Source organism: Bradyrhizobium oropedii (assembly GCF_020889685.1).
GTDB lineage: Bacteria > Pseudomonadota > Alphaproteobacteria > Rhizobiales > Xanthobacteraceae > Bradyrhizobium > Bradyrhizobium oropedii.
The window spans coordinates 1-19,817 of record NZ_JACMYO010000163.1; the positions used below are offsets into that span (position 1 = coordinate 1).

Sequence of the window (19,817 nt, forward strand, 5' to 3'; positions counted from 1 at the left end):
CCGGAACGCATCTAACGATGCGTTCCGACCTCTCCCCGCGCGCGCGGGGCGAGGTAAAGTGGAGTCCGTCGCTCTAGCGAGGTAACGTCACGATCCTTTAACGCGCCGCCTCGCAGCCGGGAATATCGAACACGGCAGTCAGGCCGCAGGGCGAGTTGAGCATCTTGCCGCCCTCGTGGCCGACGCCGGGCACATCCCACACGCTGTGGTTCGGCGTGCCGCCGTCGCGGGCCTGCATCGCGGCAACATAAGAGTGCCCGCGCGCGTAACGATACGGCCCTTCGGCTTCCGCCATGCAGGATTTGTCGAGCGCGGGATGATCGGGATTGGTGTCGAGCGTGCCGAGCAGATAGATCACGCGGCGCGCGACATAGGCCTGCTCCAGCGCAGTTGGCGGCGGCGCGGCGAGATAGGGCGGACGGTCGTCCATGCCGAACTTCCAGCTGTTAAAGCCTTCGCACGTCGCCGCGATCGCGGGCTCCGGCCGCTCCTTGGTGAAATACGCATAGGAGGAGGGATTGGCGACCACGTAGCGCACGCCGATGCCCTCGCGCAGCAGCACTTGGTCGCCCTTCACCGCAATCGCATAGCGCTGCACCACCTGGCCGCCGCCGGAATGGCCGAACACCACGACCTGCTTCAGGTTCGGGAACAGCTTGCGGTCGCCGAGCTTGGCCAGGATGGCGTCGAGTGCCTCGAATGAGCTCGCCGGGCCGGGCGCGATCGCGGGTTCGCCTCCCTGCCAGCCATAGAGGCTCCAGCGCAGCGTCTCCGCCGGCAGCTTGAACGCCTCGACGTCAGGCTCGATCAGGAATTGCGGCGCGATCATCAGCGTGCTCTTGCCGGTATCGCCGGCCGCGGCCTGCGCACTCAGCGCCGCGCGGAAATAATCGTCGGCGTTGCGCAGCACCCCGTGCAGCACCAGCACCGCGCGGCTGATATCGGGCATCGGATTGGACCATTCCGCCGAGAGATAAAGCGGAAACACCGCGCTGCCGACGGCAATCCGCCCGCCGGCGATTTCCTTGACCGGCTTCTTGTCGCGCCCGATCTGCGCCTGCGTTGCCGAGGCGACCGGCGCGTGAGCGGCCGTTACGGCGAACAGCGCCAAGGCCGCGAGCCAGGCTCGGTGATGCATGGTTCAATCTCCATTGTGCCGCGAGGTCGCGATTCCGGCCGGATCATGACGCGTCCGACGCCGGTTCACCCATGAATTTTCGGAAAGCTTCGATACCGCGCATCACGCGCCGAGCCGCCCGCGATTGTTCGCGGCGAGGATCGGGCGGACCAGGCGGCCGAACCGCTCGGCCTCCTCGTCGTGCAGATAGCCGGACAGGCAGAAGGAGTGGCAGCCGGCGTCGATGAACTGCTGCAAGGTCGCGGCGCATTGCTCGGGATTGCCGACCACCGCGATGCCGGCGCCGGGCCGCACCTTGGTGATCCCGGTCCACAGATGCGGCATCAGGAGGTCGCCGTAATCGCGCGCGAGCTGCTGCACGCGCTGGTTGGCCTCCGACCTGACATAGAGCGTCTTCATCTCCTGCTTCTGCCGGTCGGTGGCGTGGCGCACCAGCTGGTCGGCCGCCTCCCAGGCATCCGCCTCGTTCTCGCGGCAGATCACCTGCAGCCGCATGCCGAAGCCGATCGCATCGTCGCGGTCATGCGCCCGCGCCATTTTGCGGATCTCGGCGATATTGTCAGCGATGCGCTCCGGCAGATCTCCCCAGAACAGATGAACGTCGGAATGCTTCGCCGACACCTCCCAGGCCTGCCGCGAGCCGCCGCCGAGATAGAATTTCGGGAACGGCTGCTGCAACGGACGCGGCCTGATATGCGCACCCGATATCGTGTGAAACTTGCCTTCGAAATGCACCGGGCCACGTGTGGTCCACAGCGCCTTCAGGATCGAGACCTCCTCCTCCATCAGCGCGTAACGCTCCTCCTTGGCATAGCGCACGCCCTCGGCCTCGACCTCGCTCTCGTTCTGGCCCGCGATCAGGTTGATGCAGATCCGCCCGCCCGACATCTGGTCGAAGGTCGAGATCATCTTGGCCATGAGCACCGGGTTGATGTAGCCGGGCCTTGCCGCGATCAGCGGCTTGATCCGGCTGGAGCGCGCGGCCATGAAGGCGCCGGCGATCCAGGCCTCCCAGCACACCGAGCCGACCGGAATCAGGAGATACTCAAAGGAGGCGTCCTCGGCCGCCTTGACCACGCGCTCGCAGAGTTCCGGTGAGCCGGCGATTTGCGCCTCCATCAGCCCATAGGCCGTGGTGTCGCCATGCGTGGGCAGATACCAGCCGAATTCCAGCGGACGCATGGGCAAACTCCCTCGAAAGACGGCCTTTTTTCGTGGCCTGTCATATTGGCGCAGGCAGTTTACAGCCCTTCACCGGCCGGACAACGCCGTTGCCGACCCGGAGCCAATCAGCTAAATGGTGGCTGCACGCACCCGTAGCTCAGCTGGATAGAGCGTTGCCCTCCGAAGGCAAAGGTCACACGTTCGAATCGTGTCGGGTGCGCCATTCATCTCCTTGCGGATCGTCAGCCGGTGACGATTCAGCCATGGTCCGTTCTGCCGTGCGCCATGAGAGATCCCTCACATCGGCAATCCCAGGAACTTGAACGGCTCGGCCTCCTGGAAGCTTTTCGTGGCATCTCCCGAGAATGTGCGCGCCTGATCGGGGCCAAGATCGAGTTTCTTCACCTTGCCGGTCTCCAGCGAAAAGTCGATCGTCCTGAGATCGACCCAGAAGACATTCGGGGTTAGCACCGACTCGAAAAAATAGAGCTTGCGTTGATGATCGGCGACGGTGCGCCATCGCGTGGATGAAATGTTGGGCTCGTTCTGGGTGGTTATCCCAAACGGAACGGAGGCGTTCCGGATCACGCTGAAGACGCTGGCCACGGCTCGGTTGGGGTCTTCGTCCTTCGGGATCGCGTTGACATAGAAGGACGCGCGCGCGAAGCGGTCCGCGGCCCGGTTGGTGCCCGGCAGCATCGCGGTGCCGCCAATCTGCTTCCAGTATGCGTTGAGCGCCAACTGCTCATCGAATATCGGCGAATTCGTCATCACCTGATACTTGCGGTCGTGGTGAATGACCTGCTTGCCGCCGATATACTCGACGATGGCGCTGTCGCCGGTTGCGTCCGAGATCGAGAGATGCAGGGTCGCCAAGCGCTTCTCGCCGGGCACATTGTCGGTGACAATGGTGAAAGGCTCCTCCTGAAGGGCGTCGACGGCTTCCCGGACCGTCCGGAAATTATCAAGCACGTACTGCGCCCAGGCGGCAATGGTCAGGCCCGGCCTGCTGGAATCGAATTTTGGATATTCGGACTCCACGAGCCAAAGCACATTGGCCACCAACCCCGCTTCGTTCAGCCCATCCGTCGTCGCAATGTCATATCCCGACGCGATCACGCTGCCATATTTTGACGTCCATTGAACCGAATTGGGGCCGACCTCGCCGTTGCGCTTCATGCCTCTTGGAAATATCCAGAGGTTCGTTGCGACGTCGCTTCTCCAATCCATCGATCGTGCCGTGACCACCTGCCCGTTTGCGCCGAGATAGACCAGCCTGGTGCATCCAAGCGCGATCGACGACGAGGCAGCAAGCGCGCCGACCAGCGCGATTACGAGAGTGCGCATGCGCGTAGAAGGTTTGAGAGCCATGGTGGCCTCCGGCACGATTTGGGCGACGAAACATCGTCGCGAGTCGACGCGCCATCGCGCATCGATTGAGGCGCCCAAGCGCACAACCCCAAAGCGATCGCAATTTAGCTAGGCAACTCTAAGAGTCAACCTTGGTGGCACACTCTGTAGCTGAGTGAAAAGGAACGAATCTTCGGAATTGCGTAACAGTTGCCTGTGAAGCGTAGCGCAAGATCGCAGGCCATCGCAGGTTAGCCGGTTGGAGCGTATAATCCGCCACAGCATCATAGCGCCACGGCGAACGAGTAGTGCCCATCTTCATCGGCCGTGGCGCGCCATTTTCGCTTCGCTCGCGGTGTCGCCAATCAATTGTGGCCTTTGCTTCGCTTCCCTCGGCTTACTGGATTCTTGCCGCAACGTTGGGACGGTTCTTCTCGAGCCAGGCGACAGCCTCGGGTTCATCGACGACGCACTCGAAAGTTTCCCAGGTTGGATCCTCCAGAGACTCCAATTGCAGTCGCTTCGCCGCATACTCAACGAGATCGTGCAAGCGTTCGTACCCTTGTCGGTGCTCGAGGGAATCTGCAATTGCGGTGCTGGTCCATCCTCGTTGAGCCAAATCGATAATGCTCGGAGCGTCAGCCTCGTTGAACCAGGGTGTGGCATCGAACTCGATGCAGCGGACGTTGTCCGCGGTATGGCAAGTGGCGTGGATCATTGGATTCCTCCATTCGCCGGCTATCAACTTGCGCAAGCATTGCGCTTCTCACATCGCTGCCTCGCACGCTCTCAGGCTCTGACCAGGTCCCCGAGCAGGTTCGCCGCCACCGTCAGCTTGGCGAGGGTCATGCCACTGGCAGCGATCTCCTCGACTGAGCGGCGGATACGCGTCACTTCGGGGTGAGCCGCGAGCCAGGTCTCGACGGCCTCCTGGCCAGACTGGCCGGTTGCGAGCATGTCCGCGGCCAGTCTCCTTTCAGCGCCAGCGATCTGCTCAACGGCGCGGTCAATGGCCATGCGTTCGAAATAATCGTTGGCCGGCACCTTGCGAGCGGCGGCGATGATGCGGTCGAGACGGAAATTCGCCTCGGCGGCGTAGAAGGTCGCGGCGGCATCGCCGATAGGGCGCGTGGTGCGCTCGGCAACCGTCACGATGTCGGGTGCCGAGTCCAGAGCGTCGAGATCGGCGAGCTCGCCGGCGAGGCCGGCCGGGACACCGGCGTCGGCGAGTTCCTGCCGCCGCTTGACGCGCGCTGCTTGCAAGTCCGGCGGCAGGGCGGTGTCGAGCCCGGCGACGATCTGGCGGATAGCCGGGCCGAAGCGCGCGACGACGGCCTCCAGTCCGTCCTTGAAATCGACATTGCGCACGTACCAGACCATGCGGGAGAGCAGGAGGTCCTGCACTGAAGCGTAGAGAGACAGCTGCAACTGCCCATCGACGCAGGCGTCGAGTGCATCGATCGCGTCATTGAGCCACTTCAGTCCGTAGCATTCATCGACCGCCACATAGGCCATGACGATGGTCGGGACATCGGCGTCGGTCTCGTCGATCAGGCGCACCACACAGGCCGGGCCACCGCGATTGATCACCGCATTGGCGAGACTGGTCGCGATGATCTCCCGCCGCAGCCGATGCAATTCGGCCGCGCTCGGGAATTTGTCCTGAATCTCGCGCGGAAAATACTGAGATAGTTCGCGGGCAAGATAGGGATCATCGGGCACGCCGGTGACGAGCAGGTCATCGTAGAGGGTCAGCTTGGCGTAGGCGAGCAACACGGCAAGCTCGGGCCGCGTCAGGAACTGGCCGCGCCGTGTGCGCTCGGTGAGCGCGGCGTCGTCGGGCAGGAACTCCACCGCGCGGCTGAGCAAGCCGCGTAGTTCGAGCGACTGCATCAGGCGAGTAAGGAAGCCGGTCTCTGCCACACCCTTGCGCTCGGCCAGCGAGAGCGCCAGCGTCTGCAGATAGTTGTTACGCAGCACCAGGGCGCCGACCTCCTCGGTCATCGCGGCAAGCAGGCTGTTGCGGTCAGCCGGACTGAGGCGTCCCTCGCGCTCGGGGCGCGCCAGCGCGACCTTGATATTGACCTCGACATCGGACGTGTTCACGCCGGCCGAATTGTCGATGGCATCGGTGTTGAGCTTGACGCCCTTCTGCGCCGCTTCGACGCGGCCGCGCTGGGTAACGCCGAGGTTGGCCCCTTCGCCGATCACCCGGGCGCGCACGTCGCCGCCCGCGATGCGGATCGGATCGTTGGCGCGGTCCCCGGCCTGATCGTCGGTTTCCGCGGAGGAGCGGACATAGGTGCCGATGCCGCCAAACCACAGGAGGTCCGCGCGAGCCTTCAGGATCGCCGTCATGACCTCGAAAGGCGTGGCTTGTGGCTTGTCGAGATCGAGCAGCGCGCGCACTTCCGGCGCGAGCGGAATCGCCTTGAGCGAGCGCGAGAACACGCCGCCGCCCTGCGAGATCAGCGACTTGTTGTAGTCCTGCCAGCTCGATCGCGGCAGATCGAACAGCCGCTTGCGCTCGGCGAAGCTGGTCAATGGATCGGGCGAAGGATCGATGAAGATGTCGCGATGATCGAAAGCCGCCACAAGCCTTGTCGCCGGCGAGAGCAGCATACCATTGCCGAAGACGTCACCCGACATGTCGCCCACGCCGACCGCGGTGAACGGCATGGTCTGAATGTCGGTACCGAGCTCGCGGAAGTGACGCTTGACCGCCTCCCAGGCGCCGCGCGCTGTGATCCCCATCTTCTTGTGATCGTAGCCCTGGCTGCCACCGGATGCGAAGGCATCGCCGAGCCAGTGGTTCTTCTCGGCCGAGATCGCGTTGGCGACGTCGGAGAAGGTGGCAGTGCCCTTGTCGGCAGCAACGACGAGGTAGGGGTCATCGCCGTCGTAACGCACGGTGGATTCGGGCGGCACGACGATGTCACCGTCGAGATTGTCGGTGAGTTCGAGCAGCGAGCGAACGAAGATGCGATAGGCTTCGGTGCCCTCCGCGAGCCAGGCGTCGCGATTGGAAGGTGGCGGCAGGCGCTTGGGTACGAAGCCGCCCTTGGCGCCGACCGGCACGATCACGGCGTTCTTGACCTGCTGCGCCTTCACCAGGCCGAGGATCTCGGTGCGGAAATCCTGCGGCCGGTCGGACCAGCGCAAGCCGCCGCGCGCAACCTTGCCGAAGCGCAGATGAATACCTTCGACACGAGGAGAATAGACGAAGATCTCGTAGAGAGGCCGTGGAGCGGGCAAGTCATCGATCCGGCGCGCCTCGAACTTGAAGGAGATCACCGGGCGCGGATGTCCGTTCTCGCCGATCTGCCACAGATTGGTGCGAACGGTCGCCTGCACCAGATTGGTGAAGCGGCGCAGAATGCGGTCTTCATCGAGCGAGGCGACGGATTTGAGCTGCTCCTCGATCTCGGCAAGCAAAGCCGTCTCGCGTGCCGCGCGCTCGGCATCTGTCAAGATGAGGCGCGGATCGAGGCGGGTCCGGAACAGCGCGACCAGGGTGGCTGTGATCGCGGCGTTCTTGCGCAAGGTCTCCCACATGTAGTCCTGGGTGAACGGAGCGCGGATCTGGTGCAAATAGCGGGACATCGCCCGGATGGTCGAGACCTCGCGCCAGCCCAGGGCGGTGCGCAGGATCAAGCCATTGTATCCGTCGGATTCGGCGCGATCGGCGACCACCGCCATGATCGAGGCTTCCAGCCGATGGCTGAATTCCGGGGTGATCTCGATGGGCTGGTCGTCGCTGGTCTCGATCGTCATGTCGTGCAGCCAGACCGGCTCCGGCCTGTTACCGGGCACGATCTGATAGGTGCGTTCGTTGACAACGCGCAGGCCGTGATTTTCGATTACCGGCACGCGGTAGGACAACGACAGGGGGGCGGCGTCCGAAAACACTTTCAGGCCGAAGCGCTTCGGATCGTCGCCTTCGACGCGGTAAACCGAGATCGTCACCGGGCGGGCGGGCGTCAACCTTTCGATGGTCGCGATATCGGCAATCGCCTGCTCCGCGGTGAAAACCTCGGTATACCCGCCGCTAAAGGCCCGTGCATACCGGTTGGCGATCATGCGTGCTCGCATGCCGTCGGTCGACGCGGTGAGCGCTGCCTTCAGCTTGTCAGCCCAGGTCGCGGCAATGGCGCCGATCCCGGCTTCTAGCGTGGCGTGGTCGACGACGGGCGTTTTGCCTTCATAGCGCCCGACGATGAAGTGGACGCGCGCAAGCGCGCCTTCAGGGAATGATACGTAGGAAGCGGACAGGGTCCCCTTGAAGACTTGCGACAGGAAGGCTCCGACGCGCGTGCGGACGTCGGTGTCGTATTTGTCGCGCGGAATGAAGGTGAGGATGGAGACGAAGCGATCGAACTTGTCCACCCGCACCAGCGCCCGGACGCGCGGGCGCTCGTAGAGGAGCAGGATCTCGATGACGAAATTGTAGAGTGTGTCGACGTCGATCTGGAACAAGTCGTCACGCGGATAATCTTCGAGAATATGCATGAGCGCCTTGCCGGAATGGCCGTTCGGATCGAAGCCCGCGCGCTGCAGCACCCGCGAAATCTTGAGGCGCACATAGGGGATCTGCCGTGCCGAGCGGGTGTAGGCGCCCGAGGTGAAGAGGCCGACGACGCGCAGTTCGCCTTCGAGCCGGCCGTCGGGCGAATAGAGCTTGATGCCTACATAATCCATCCGGATGCGGCGATGGACGCGGCTGCTGACATTGGCCTTGATGACGATCAGCAGGGTCGGCTCGTGCATGAACTCCCGAATTTCCGGCGACATCACCACCATATCGTTGCCGCGGCGCAGAACCTTCACGTCCGGATCGCGCAGGATTCCGAGGCCTTCGCCGGTAGTGATGTCGTCCGACGCTTCGCTATCGGGCGAGAAGCGATACTCGCGCACGCCGAGGAACGTGAAATTGTCCGCGCAGAGCCATTGCAGGAACTGATTGGCTTCGGCGACCTCGTCGATCGGCAGCGGCGGCGGATTTGAAGAGAACGTCTTGATCGCTTCCTCGACGCGGTCACGCATGCCGCGCCAGTCCGCGACGCAGGCGCGGACATCGCTCAACGTTCTGGTCAGGCCGTCGATCAGCTTCTGGCGATCGGCATCGGCGTCCAGGCGGGTGATGTGGAAATGAATCAAGCTTTCGCGCGCGCCCTTGGCTCCCTCCGGCAAAGCTTCCCCGTAGAACCGCAGCAGCTTGCCATCATCATCGCGATCCACGGCGATGATCGGGTGAGCAACGAGGCTGACTTCGATGCCCTGCTCGGCGAGCTCCGCCATGGTGGAATCGAACAGGAAAGGCATATTGTCGTTGAGAATTTCGAGCACGGAAATCTCGCGCCCGTTCGGCAATGTGGGGTTGACGACGCGGATATCGGCGCTGCCGGCCGTGCGCCGCTGGACGTGCTCCCAAGCCTGCTCCGCCAGGAGCGCAAGCGAGGCGGCATCGTAATTGGCGAGATCCTCGATGTTGGTGTAGCCGAACAACGGCTCGGCAAAGGCCCGGGGGCTCTTGCCCGCTGGCACGCTGCCCGCTGCGTCGCGGATCAGGGTTGCCCGGGCCTTGTCGTCGCGCCACGCCATTATGTCCTCCATTTGCCGTGCCGTCCGATCGCAGCCGCGATCATCAGCTTGATTCTGGAGTGCATCCCTTCGAGCCCGGTATCGAAGCTTCGACGGCTTCCGATGACAATACACGATCCCGCAGCGAAAGGTGGACGCTGTCGTGAAGCGTGCTGAATTTCCCAAAGACAGCGGGTGGGACCGAAGTCGGCACCGACGGCGATCGAACGCTTAGGATAGGAAATCACATGTAATTTCAATTATATATGTGCTCGTTGGTTGTCCTGAATGGTGTGCCACTTCTTTTTTCCTGCCCGCCCGTTGTCCGGCCAATGGTGCCGGCCGGTCTGCCGGTTTCCGGCAGACCGGCCTCGCCTCAATGATGAGCCGACACGCTCTTCATGTATTCGGACATGAGATCGGCACCGGCAAAGTGGCCCACATCCCCCAGGCTGACCATGCCGACCATTCGCTTGCTCTTGTTGATTACAGGCAGCCTGCGGATCTTCAGCGTTTCCATGTGATGCACCGCTTTCGCCAGATCGTCGTCTTCCCGGCAGCAGTGGATGCCTTCGGTCATCACATCGCGCGCCGTGGTGCGCGCGGAGTTGAAGTCCTTGCTCGCAAGACCTTTACAGACGAGGTCGCGATCCGTCACCATCCCGATCAGACGATCGTCTTGTCCGATCGGAATGCAACCGACATCGTGCCCTTGCATCAATTTTGCGACTTCAGTGATCGGGGTATCGGGGCTGACCCAATCGACACCCTTGTGCATCACGTCCTTGACCTTCATGGAGGACCTCCCTTGCAAGGCAGCAGCCCCCTCGCCGGCAACTATACAACAGATCGAGTGTGACCGCATGCGTACTGCGCCTTGGTCAATTTGGCCGTCGCGCCAGGCTCAAGTTCCTGGCCTTGTCCAGGTTACGGGCCTCTGCCAGCGCGGCCGCGCTCGGCAAGACGGCCGACGCAAGGTCGGTCTCGGTGAAATCGACGCCGGCGAGATTGGCGCCGGAGAGGTCGGCTCCCGCAAGGTCAGCCTTGTTGAGGTTGCAGTTCGCCAGGTTCGCGTTCTGCAACTGCGCGAATTCGAGATCGGCGCGCGCGAGATTGGCGCCGCTCAGATCCGCATTCCGGAGATCGGCGGATTTGAGCACGCCCCGCATCAGGCCCATCGATTGGTTGCGCATATCGGCGCTCAAATCCGCACCGGCGAGCCTGGCGCCGATCAGGCTGGCACCGGATAGATCGGCTGTGATGCGAGCGCCGCTCAAATCGGCGCCGCCAAGCTTGGCGCGCTGCATCTGCGTGCCGAGCAGCGATGCCTTGACGAAGGACGCCCCCGTCAGATCTGCGTCGATGAGCCACGCCTGGTTCAGCACGGTCCGATCGAAGCGCGCAGCTTTCAGATTGGTCCGGTTGAGCTTGACGAGATGAAGGTTGCCGCCGGAGAAGTCGAGGCCCGAGAGATCGAGGCGCGACAGTCGCTTTCCCTCCAAATCCACGGTGTGTCGGTCTCCTTGAGGCGCGGCCTTGAGGAGCGCGTCGACCTCGGCGCGCGTCATCTCCGACGTCGTCATTTCCGGACTATCGAGGTCGACGCTGCTCAACATGTCTTGCGACATGGCGGCAATCGGATCAACGAGCAGCGCCGCCATCGATACAAAAGCAAACGCGAGACGAAGCCGCATCGCCGTCTTTCCGCTTCTAAGGTATCGCTTCTCGCATCTTCGCGCCGGCCGCGCCGTGGAGATGTGCTTCCGGCGCCAGAGTATGAAACCGGATCACAATCCTGGCAATGCTCGTTTCATGCGAAGGAGCCTCGATTGGAGGTACAGAACCCCAGCCCGTGCCCTGAGACAATTGGCGAATCGCACGTCTGTTTGATCGCGATTCTGCGCCGCTGTAGTCTGGGCCTTAATCGCGTTGCGCGACCAACATCAAGATGCATAGCCACCGCTGCATGGGCCGCCCCTATTGGCGCGGACCTAGCGATAGTCCTTGTTGTTGATCACCTTGCTGTCCTCGCCAGCGCCGGTCGGCATGCATTCGACCTGAACGAGGTCGGGATAGAGCTCCCATGATCGCACCAGGAATTTCCGGCGGACACCGTAGGAGGTGATGACACAGCGGTTCAGCACAGGGCTGACGGCAGCTGCGACGTAACCGGGATAGAACAGCGAGCCATGGTGGAGGACGCTCCAGATTTCGTTGAACCAGGTCGAACGCACCCGGAAGGTCACCGTGTTCTGCTCGGTGCAGGGCAGCGTCTCGCAACCGTAGACCTCGTGGACTTCCAGGCCCTCGGTTTGCGAGCTGGAGAGGTTCTGGGAATTGGAAAGATAGAGCTGCTCGTCGCGCTGCACGGTGGCAAGGTACCAGGGCAGGGTCGCGGCGACCATCGCCGCGCTATAGAGGACGTAGCAGGCGACGATCGTCGCGAGGATCATGATTCCGCCGCGCGCCTTGCTGAATTCCGGATCGCCATAGGCGTCCTTGGCGTAGACGCAGCGCGCCCACAGCGCGCGGTAGCGGGCGAATAGCCATCGCACGAAGCGGTACAGCCGCCAGGTGACCGGCGCGATCAGCTGCAGGTAGATCCACCCGCAGGAGCGGACGAACTGCGACCAGAACCGGCCGAGCATGCTCAGCTCGCGGTGGGCGCGTCCGATCTCCGACTGGTCGTAAGACTTCTTGGCCTCGTAGGCCTTGGTTTTGAAGTCGGACAGCGTCTTGTCGATGCCGTCCAGCAACGCGTTGGCGTCGTCATGCGGCTTTTCTGTCATGGGGGATCCAGTTCGACGTGAAATTGCGGCTCTTGGCATCGAAGCCGATGTCGAGCGTGCCGCCGAAGGCGGCGTCCGCCATGGTTTTCTCGACGATCAGGGCCTCGATGCGCTTGATACGGCCCGGCAGACCGCGCGCTCCGATCTCGGGCGAATAGGTCTTGTCGCAGAACTCGCGCAGCTGCACTTCCGGGAAGCGCACCTCGATCGATTGCGCCGCGTAGAAGGCGTTGATGCGCGAGATTTCGCGGAACACGATCTTCTCGATCGTCTCCATGTTGAGCTTGTGGAACAGGATGATGTTCTCGCGGCCCTCGAAGCGGTTCAGGAATTCCGTTCGGAAGGACTTCTTCAGATCGCGGATGGTGAGTTCGTAGGCCTCTTCCTGGCTGAGGTCCCCGGGACCGGTGCCGACCCGCAGCGCGTGATCCGCGCCGATGTTGGTGGTCATCGGCATCACCACGTCGCCGAACTCGACCTTGCGGCCCAGATTGTCGCGGCACCGGCCGTCGTCGAGGATGTTGAGGCAGATGTTGAAGATGTCGGGATGAGCCTTCTCGATCTCGTCCCACAGCATGACCTGATACGGATTGGCGCGGACCGAGTTGGTCATCTCGCCGCCCGCGGCGAAGCCGTCATAGCCCGGAGGCGCGCCGATCAGCTTGGTGACGTCGTTCTTCTCCATGAACTCGCCCATGTCGTAGCGGTTCAGCGCCTTGTCGGTATCGAACAGCGCCTCCGCCAACCCCTTGGAGACCTCGGTCTTGCCGACGCCGCTGGCGCCGCAGAACAGGAACGGCAGCGGCCTGTCGGTGCGCCGCCCGCGCCGCCAGACCTTGACCGCCCGATCGACATGATCGAGCACCTCGTCCTGACCGAACACGCGCCGCTTCAGCGAGCCGTGGAGATTGAGCAGCTTGACGGCGTCATTCTGCTTGAGCTTGGAGGCATCGATCCCGGAGATCAGCGAAAATTCGTCGATCACCATATCCGCGGTGAACAGCAGCCGGTCGTTGATCTCCTTGGTGACGGCCTTGTATTTCACACGATTTTCGTCGACGGCCGCCTGGGTCTGCGCGATCTCGCCGCGCAGCTTGAGAATCTCGGGCGTCGCATAGCCGGACGCCCTGGCGATCAAATCGAAGTCCGCGTCGCCGCCGGAGGCCTTGCCGGCGGGTTCGTCGAGGTGCCGCTTCTTCTCCTCTTCCTCGAGCCCGCGCAACTGCGCCTCCATGTGCGCGATCGACTTCTCGCCCTCGCGTTGCGCCGCGTAGTAGCCCTTGATCCTGGCCTGGTATTCGGCGAACTCGGCCTTGTGGCGGGCGATGGCGGCGCGCACGCTGGCGGACTTTTCCTCGTTTCCGGAGCCCGGCCCGGCGGCCGTGAGACGCGTGAGCTGTGCCTCGAGCTCTGCGAGCAGCGGCGGGGTCGAATGCGCCCGCAGCAGATAGCGCGCCATGCCGCGATCGAGCAGGGTGCGGGTGCGCGCGGGCTGCGCCGCGGAGAGGCCGGTGTCGAGCGACCGGTACTTGCTCGACATGTCGATGGCCGCCTTGACCGCCGCCGGATCGATCCGGACCCCGTAGTTCTCCTCGAGGTCCTTGGCGCCGTGCAGCGCGATCTCCTCCAGTTCAGCGCCGACCGGCTCTGTCAGATCCATCAGCGTGAAGTGATCGCGGAAATCGGAATGACACTTGAGAACCTGCGTCAGGTCGGCCTCGCGCACCTCGAGGAAGACCTGCGTCTTCTTCGCCTTCACCATCGCCGTCAACGCGTTGACGATGTGCATCAGCCCGCTGTTGCGCAGCGCATCGATCAGATCGAGCGTATCCTCGACGATCAGGACGCTGTCGGGGGTGCGGTTCAGGGTCGCAAAGATCGTCTTGAACTGCTTGACGATGGCCTCGTTGTCGCCGAGGCCGAACAGGCCGTCAGTGTCGAGCCAGAACAGCCGCTTGTTGACGATGTCGAACGGCGCGTCGGGGTCCGCCTTGCGGGCCTGCAGCGCCAGCGCCAGCGTGGTGATGCCGACGCCGCTCGGGCCGGAGACGATCACGCTGTTGGCTTCCATCCGCGTCAGGATGGTGCACAATTCCTCGAACTTCTCCGCGCAGCCAACCAGCTTGAAGTTCTTCCGCTTGGCGAGCTCGTCGCTGCCGGTGATCAGGAAGTTGTCGGCCATTTGGGGATTTCCATCGGTCAGGCGTGCAAGTGGGGAAGGCCGGACCGGCAGTGCCGGTCCGGCAGGCGGGCCTCAGATCTGCCCGAACGTAATCTCCTTGTCGTCGACCGGCTTCGGCGCGGCCGAGGCGGCCGACGCGCCGGAATCCTTGGCGTCCATGCCGATGCTCTCCTGCAACCGCGCACGCACGGTCGCGGTGACGTCGCTGAGCTCGCCGAGCCGGCTCTGGATATTGGAGAGCCCGTCTTCCCGCAGCTTGTTGGCGGCCTGCAGCGATTCGGCGATGTTCGACATCGACTCGATCTTCTCCATGATCCGCTTGGATGCCTCGTCGACCTGCAACGCCTGGCGGATGACCTCCTTGTTGGCGACGTCGTCGGTCACCGCATTCATCGCCCGCATCGAATCGCGCACGCTCTCCGAGGCCTCGTTGAGCGCCGAGTTGTTCAGCGCCTGGATGGTGGTGTTCAGGCTGGTGGCGACACTCGCGATGCCGTCGCTGGAGAGCTCGCGCAGATTGACATTCTGCTTGCCGAGGGCGTCGTGGAAGGTGTTGGCGTCGACCGCGTCCTTCTCGAGATCGGCCACGGTCTTCTTGGTGCCGCGCCCGCTGTCCAGCAGGGCGGTGACGTGGCGTTCGAAATCGTTCTTCTTGCGCTCCCGCTCGAGACGGGCAAGCGTATCCTCGCCATCCTTTGCGGTCGACAGCGCCTGCACCTTATCCTTGTTCGCCGTGCTGGCGAGGTCGATGCCCTTGTCGAGAATCGCGACCACCGTGATCATCTGCGAGTTGATCTTGACGAGCTTGTCGGCTTGGCCCTCGATCCCTCCGAGTTCGTCGCGCAGCTCCGAGACTGTGACCTGCGACTTGTCGATATAGCCGAGCGCCGCCTTGATGATGCCCTCGACGCGCTTGACGTGTTCGGGACCGGAGATGTCGAGCATCTTGCGGACCTGGTCCTTCTCGGCCTTGAACTTGCCCTGCTTGGCGTCGTTCTCGGCTTTTTCGGTGATGATCGCCTGCGCCTTGTCGCGGCAGCTCTTCAGGCCCTCCATCCGCTTCGCGATCAGGAGTTCCTTGGCGGCGATTTCGGCCTGCGCCGATTTCTTGATGCCGCCGAACAGGCCGGTCTGGGTCTTCAGCTGGGCGATATCGCGATCCAGCATGTCCTTGTCGGAGTTGATTTGCCGCGCTTCGGATTCGACCTCCGACGTACGGCGGTCCCAATCGGCCTCGCGCTTGCGATCGTCCTCGATCTCCGCGAAAGTATCCAGCACCACATTGTCGCCGGCAGTGCGCAGCGTGTAGAGCGCATCCAGATTGTCGACCAGCGGCCGGATCATCTCGCGGAAGTCGAGAACGCCCTTGTTCATGTCGGCAAATGTCTGCTTCATCTTGGCGAACACCGTCGTCGACGACAGCTCGATCAGCTTGCGCTGCATCAGCGTGCGCTGCTGCGCCAGATATTCCTTGTAGGTCTCGAGCTGCTTGATCGACGCCTTGCAATCCTCGGCGAGATCAGGCGAGAGCAGGGCTCCGACCTGACGGCTGCGCTCCTCAGGCGTGGCTTCGGGATTGAAGACGATCTTCGCCACCGGATTGGCGGTGATGTCGACGGGCGCCGCCTGCGTCGCCTGTTTCGGCGCCATCCGCGCCTTGACGGCTTCGTTGAGCGCCGTTGATTCCGCGAGTTTCGGGGATGCAGAGGTAGACATGCAGTCATCTCCTGGTGTGGCGGCTCCGAAAGGGAGCCGCATGGGCGGCGCAGCCGTTCAGACCGCGTCGCGGGAAATATCGTCGGGGGCTAACATGAGAAATCCGGCCGGTGCGGAAACTAGATGCGACTTCTCCGTCGCACAACCACAGGGGGCATTAATTCGCGCACGAAGTCGCGACATTCTTTATCCATCGTTCTGCATTTGCGGAGGGTTTCAGCTCGGAAAGAAGCTCATTGGTTTACTTCCCTGTGCTGTTTCGTCGGCTTCGCGGTCGGCCCGGTTCGATTGAACCTTAGTTGGGGGGCGGGCCGGGTCCTGATCGAGCAAGACGTCATTCTATTAGTCGCACCAGATGCGCCCTTCGGTTGATGCCCGCAAGGTTCGCACGACGATTTGAACGCAGCGTTGTCGCGTCGCGGTATCGGGGGCAGGAAATCCCGCCGCTCCCGATCCGATTGTTGCCGGGACAGCGTATTATTCAATTATTTCAATAGCATATTGAATGACATGCCAAGCTACCGCTGCGGAGCGCTGGTACTCAGTCGACCAGAGAGAATCTCTGGTTGGTGGCCGCTGCGTCGCAGCGGTTCTGGCGCAGGGTGCCGCCCGTGCCGGGATCCTCGAGGCAAAGCCCGGAGCTCCTCACCTTGATGCGGTAGGTGCCGGGCGTCGCGGTCTCGATCCGGAAAATTCGTTCTCGGGCAGACGACCATCTCCGCAGCTCCACTGAATCAGATTCCCCGGACCGCCGCGTGTCCTGCCGTCGCCGGGAGACGTCGTGCCGTTCGATATGTTGAGGCACAATCCGGCGAGCGCGTTGACCGTGTGGATCGAATAGAAGCCTCCGCCCCTGTCGACGACATTGAACTCCTCGTTGCTGTATGCGCCGCACGAAAATGGAATGATCGCAGTTCCCGAGCTTGTCGCGTTGGCCGCGACATTCAGGCAAAGACGCGTTGCCTGGGAAACGAGCTTGTGCACGCCCTGGATCTTGTCGACCGGCACATCGGATCGCGCCGTCACGCCATCGACCACGTAGGTCGTGATGGAACGCGCCGGCGAGGCGTTGACGATGTGCCTTTCGCTGGAGAGAGCGATCCTCTCCTCGCGCAGGTTTGTCTGCGCATCCGACGTCGTGCGGTAGGCCGTGACTGTGGCCGGTAAACCGGCGAAGGCCGTCAGGTCGAGATCATCCTCGCCGGCCTCCCAACTGGTCGTCACCAGAACGAGACGTTTCGATGCAGGCGAGTAGGCCGCGAGCGTATTGGAGGCGCCGCCCGCCGACACGATCTGAAAGCCCGGACGGACGAAGCGGCTGTACTGCGCCAACACATAATATTGCTTCTTCAGAAGCGGTGGCCCTCCGTGCGCATCGAATCCGATCACTTCCCAGTCCGGCTGCCACAGCAGCCAGGCCTCCGCGCCCAGATCGCGCAGGTCCATGCGGATCGCATCCGCCATGAACAGGGCTCCCCACATCTCGCCCTTTTCCTTCTGGTCGGCAAAGCAGCAGCCCAACTCACTCATCCAGACCGGCTTGTGAAGCTTCTCGGCGAGAAGCCTGAACTGCTACAGCCTGGCAAGATCGCCGACATCGTGATGATAGTCGTGGGTGTCGAACCGACCGATCGCGGCCAGCGACGCCGCATCGAGGTGATCTGCATCGCTGATCGCAGCGGAGATGTTGTTCGTGTCCACACCGGCGACGAAGGTCTCCAGGCCATTACGGTGCAGCCGGGCTTTCAGCATCGGCAGCACGGCATTTTGCGCGGCGATCGGAGCGGAATATCCTTCCTGCGTGCCCCCGGCACCCCAATTTCCGTCCGGCTCGTTGAAGGGCTCCACGCTCTCGAACCTGATGCCCTCGGCATCGCGGAAATGCTTTACCACCGTCGCCAGATAATCGACGAAGCTCTCCCTCATCTCCGGACGAAGATTGTCCTGTTGCCGCTGCTTGCTGCCGGCGGAGCATCCGCTTGCCGTCATCCAGTATGGCGGCGAGTAGGAGGCCGCTTCAAATATGTCCGCTCCGCGTTTTTTCGCCTCCTGCAGCATGCGCCGCTGGGCGGCGTCGCGGTTCCAGTCGAACGCTGCACCCGGACCGGATTGATATCCCTCCATCTGTGCATCCGGACGCATGTGGACATGGCCGGGATCGTCGCCGCCGCCGATATCGTAGCGTGCGATGTTGAATCCCAGCGTCAGACGGGCTGCGAAATCACCAAACAGCAGGTCCATGTACGCGCCTTGCAACGCAGCATCTCCGATCTTCGTGGCTTGACGTCCGCCGCCGTAAAGATCGTTGGCTTCCCAGGCCAACGACATCCCCCAGCCTCGAAAGGAATGAGAGGTGTGTGCACTGACCTGTCCTCTATTGATCGCAGCCTCAGGCGCGTTCGCGATGGAGCCCTCACGATCCAGGGCGACAGCCCTGGGGCCGCAGCCGATCGAACACAGCGCGGCAAAGCCCACCAGTGCAGAGCGAGAAGCAAGCACGCGGCATTCTCCTGTTTTCGTTCGAGCCACTCGGCTCATGCTATTCCAACATTGAACCCACATGATCGCGTTCCATCCTGACACCGAGCTGACTCGCATTCGCTGTCGTTAACGATTCCGTCGACGCGCGATCTCGAAATCACGGAGTCAGCACAAACATTCACAACGGGTTCATGTCGCCGCCACTATTCACTCCAACGCTGGGGGAAGAAGATTGGAGTATGTGCCATGCGCCGCATCGCTGGACTGCCTTTCGCTCTTGCTCTCAGCCTCTGCTCTCTCTCACCGCCCAACGCTGCACGCGCGCAGCTCGCCATCGGTATCGGCATCAGCGTCGATGCAGCACCACCGCCCTTGCCTGTCTACGAGCAGCCGCCGATCCCAGGTGACGGCTACATCTGGACTCCCGGCTATTGGGCGTGGAGCGACGATATCGGTTACTATTGGGTTCCCGGCACGTGGGTGCTTCCGCCCGCACCTGCATTGCTATGGACACCCAGCTACTGGGGCTGGAACGATGGCGTCTATGGGTTCCACGCCGGCTATTGGGGGGCGACCGTCGGCTTCTACGGCGGCATCTCTTATGGCTTCGGCTACACCGGCGTCGGCTATGAGGGCGGTTACTGGCGCGGCGGCAACTTCTTCTACAACAGCTCCGTCAACAACATCTCGAATGTCTCGGTCACCAACGTCTACAACAAGACCGTCATCAACAACACGACCAACGTCAGCTACAATGGCGGCACCGGCGGCACCACGGTGAGGCCGACGCCGCAGCAGGTCGCCGCCGCGAACGAGCACCATGTGGCTGCGACCGCCGAGCAGACGCGGCACGCGGAAGCGGCGATGAAGGATCCGGCGCTGACGCTCGCCAACAACCATGGTCATCCGGCAATCGCCGCGACCGCGCACGCGGCACGGTTCAGTGGTGCGGGGGTGATCGCCGCGCACCCGGGCAAGCCGGTCGCGGCGCCGCCGCCCCATCATCCGCCAGCCACGACAGGACACGCTCTGCCGACGGGAAATGCCGTGCCGCCAGGACATGCTTTGCCGACCGGAAACGCTCTGCCGCCAACGCACGCACCGTCGACAACACACGCACTGCCTTCCGGAAGCGCGCTGCCGCCTGCACAGACAACGACGACAGGGCACGCGCTGCCCACCGGAAGCGCGCTACCGCCGGCACACGCGTCGACAACGGGACACGCCTTGCCTGCGGCAAGCGCTACGCCGGCTACACACGCACTGCCGACGAGACACACTCCGCCTGTCGCCGTGAACCATCCCGCCCCGGCGCAGCACGTCGCAGCGCCAGCCGTGCATGCGCCGAGGCCGCAAACCGTACAGCATGCACCGCCTGCGCCGCATCCGGCCGCGCGTCCGCCGGCGCCGCACGTCG

The 19,817-nt window shown here is 63.0% G+C and carries 13 protein-coding genes and 1 tRNA gene; 2 read left to right on the forward strand and 12 right to left on the reverse strand.

What is annotated here, in order from left to right; genetic code table 11:
* Window positions 1–97 precede the first annotated feature (97 nt).
* Window positions 98–1,138 carry an alpha/beta fold hydrolase gene (locus H8A95_RS32870; protein WP_229186956.1) on the reverse strand — a complete coding sequence of 347 codons (1,041 nt, stop codon included), beginning with the start codon at window positions 1,136–1,138 and terminating at the stop codon, window positions 98–100.
* Between the two features lie 102 nt (window positions 1,139–1,240).
* The gene (locus tag H8A95_RS32875) at window positions 1,241–2,320 is read right to left on the reverse strand and encodes an LLM class flavin-dependent oxidoreductase (protein ID WP_229186957.1); all 1,080 of its coding nucleotides are present in this window, start codon (window positions 2,318–2,320) and stop codon (window positions 1,241–1,243) included.
* Between the two features lie 128 nt (window positions 2,321–2,448).
* Here H8A95_RS32875 and H8A95_RS32880 point away from each other — a divergent pair.
* Window positions 2,449–2,525 (forward strand) — tRNA-Arg (locus H8A95_RS32880).
* Window positions 2,526–2,599: 74 nt separating this feature from the next.
* Here the strand turns inward: H8A95_RS32880 and H8A95_RS32885 are convergent.
* The 10 genes from H8A95_RS32885 to H8A95_RS44240 form a co-directional block, all read right to left on the reverse strand.
* The gene (locus H8A95_RS32885) at window positions 2,600–3,649 is read right to left on the reverse strand and encodes a linear amide C-N hydrolase (protein WP_420839487.1); all 1,050 of its coding nucleotides are present in this window, start codon (window positions 3,647–3,649) and stop codon (window positions 2,600–2,602) included.
* Window positions 3,650–4,049: 400 nt separating this feature from the next.
* Window positions 4,050–4,370 carry a hypothetical protein gene (locus H8A95_RS32890; RefSeq protein ID WP_229186959.1) on the reverse strand — a complete coding sequence of 107 codons (321 nt, stop codon included), beginning with the start codon at window positions 4,368–4,370 and terminating at the stop codon, window positions 4,050–4,052.
* 71 nt (window positions 4,371–4,441) lie between these two features.
* Window positions 4,442–9,265: an NAD-glutamate dehydrogenase gene (locus tag H8A95_RS32895; protein ID WP_229186960.1), complete on the reverse strand. Its 4,824-nt coding sequence runs from the start codon at window positions 9,263–9,265 to the stop codon at window positions 4,442–4,444.
* 343 nt (window positions 9,266–9,608) lie between these two features.
* Window positions 9,609–10,028 (reverse strand): CBS domain-containing protein, encoded by a 420-nt coding sequence (locus tag H8A95_RS32900; RefSeq protein ID WP_229186961.1) that lies wholly within the window; start codon window positions 10,026–10,028, stop codon window positions 9,609–9,611.
* Window positions 10,029–10,113: 85 nt separating this feature from the next.
* Entirely contained in the window at window positions 10,114–10,926 is an 813-nt protein-coding gene (locus tag H8A95_RS32905; RefSeq protein ID WP_229186962.1) for a pentapeptide repeat-containing protein, read from the reverse strand.
* A 297-nt stretch (window positions 10,927–11,223) separates the two neighbouring features.
* A complete protein-coding gene (locus H8A95_RS32910) occupies window positions 11,224–12,021 on the reverse strand; it encodes a hypothetical protein (RefSeq protein ID WP_229186963.1) in 798 nt (265 codons plus the stop codon).
* Window positions 12,002–14,203: an AAA family ATPase gene (locus H8A95_RS32915; RefSeq protein ID WP_229186964.1), complete on the reverse strand. Its 2,202-nt coding sequence runs from the start codon at window positions 14,201–14,203 to the stop codon at window positions 12,002–12,004. Before H8A95_RS32915 ends, H8A95_RS32910 begins: the two co-directional genes overlap by 20 nt.
* 72 nt (window positions 14,204–14,275) lie before the next feature.
* Window positions 14,276–15,919, reverse strand: a complete 1,644-nt coding sequence (locus tag H8A95_RS32920; protein ID WP_229186965.1) for a hypothetical protein — start codon at window positions 15,917–15,919, stop codon at window positions 14,276–14,278.
* Between the two features lie 645 nt (window positions 15,920–16,564).
* On the reverse strand, window positions 16,565–17,383 hold the full coding sequence (locus H8A95_RS32925) for an RICIN domain-containing protein (RefSeq protein ID WP_229186966.1): 819 nt from the start codon (window positions 17,381–17,383) through the stop codon (window positions 16,565–16,567).
* A gap of 108 nt (window positions 17,384–17,491) precedes the next feature.
* Window positions 17,492–18,418: a glycoside hydrolase gene (locus H8A95_RS44240; RefSeq protein WP_229186967.1), complete on the reverse strand. Its 927-nt coding sequence runs from the start codon at window positions 18,416–18,418 to the stop codon at window positions 17,492–17,494.
* Window positions 18,419–18,646: 228 nt separating this feature from the next.
* Between H8A95_RS44240 and H8A95_RS32935 the strand changes: the two genes are divergently transcribed.
* A partial coding sequence (locus H8A95_RS32935) for a YXWGXW repeat-containing protein (protein WP_476727257.1) occupies window positions 18,647–19,817 on the forward strand: 1,171 nt, incomplete at its 3' end.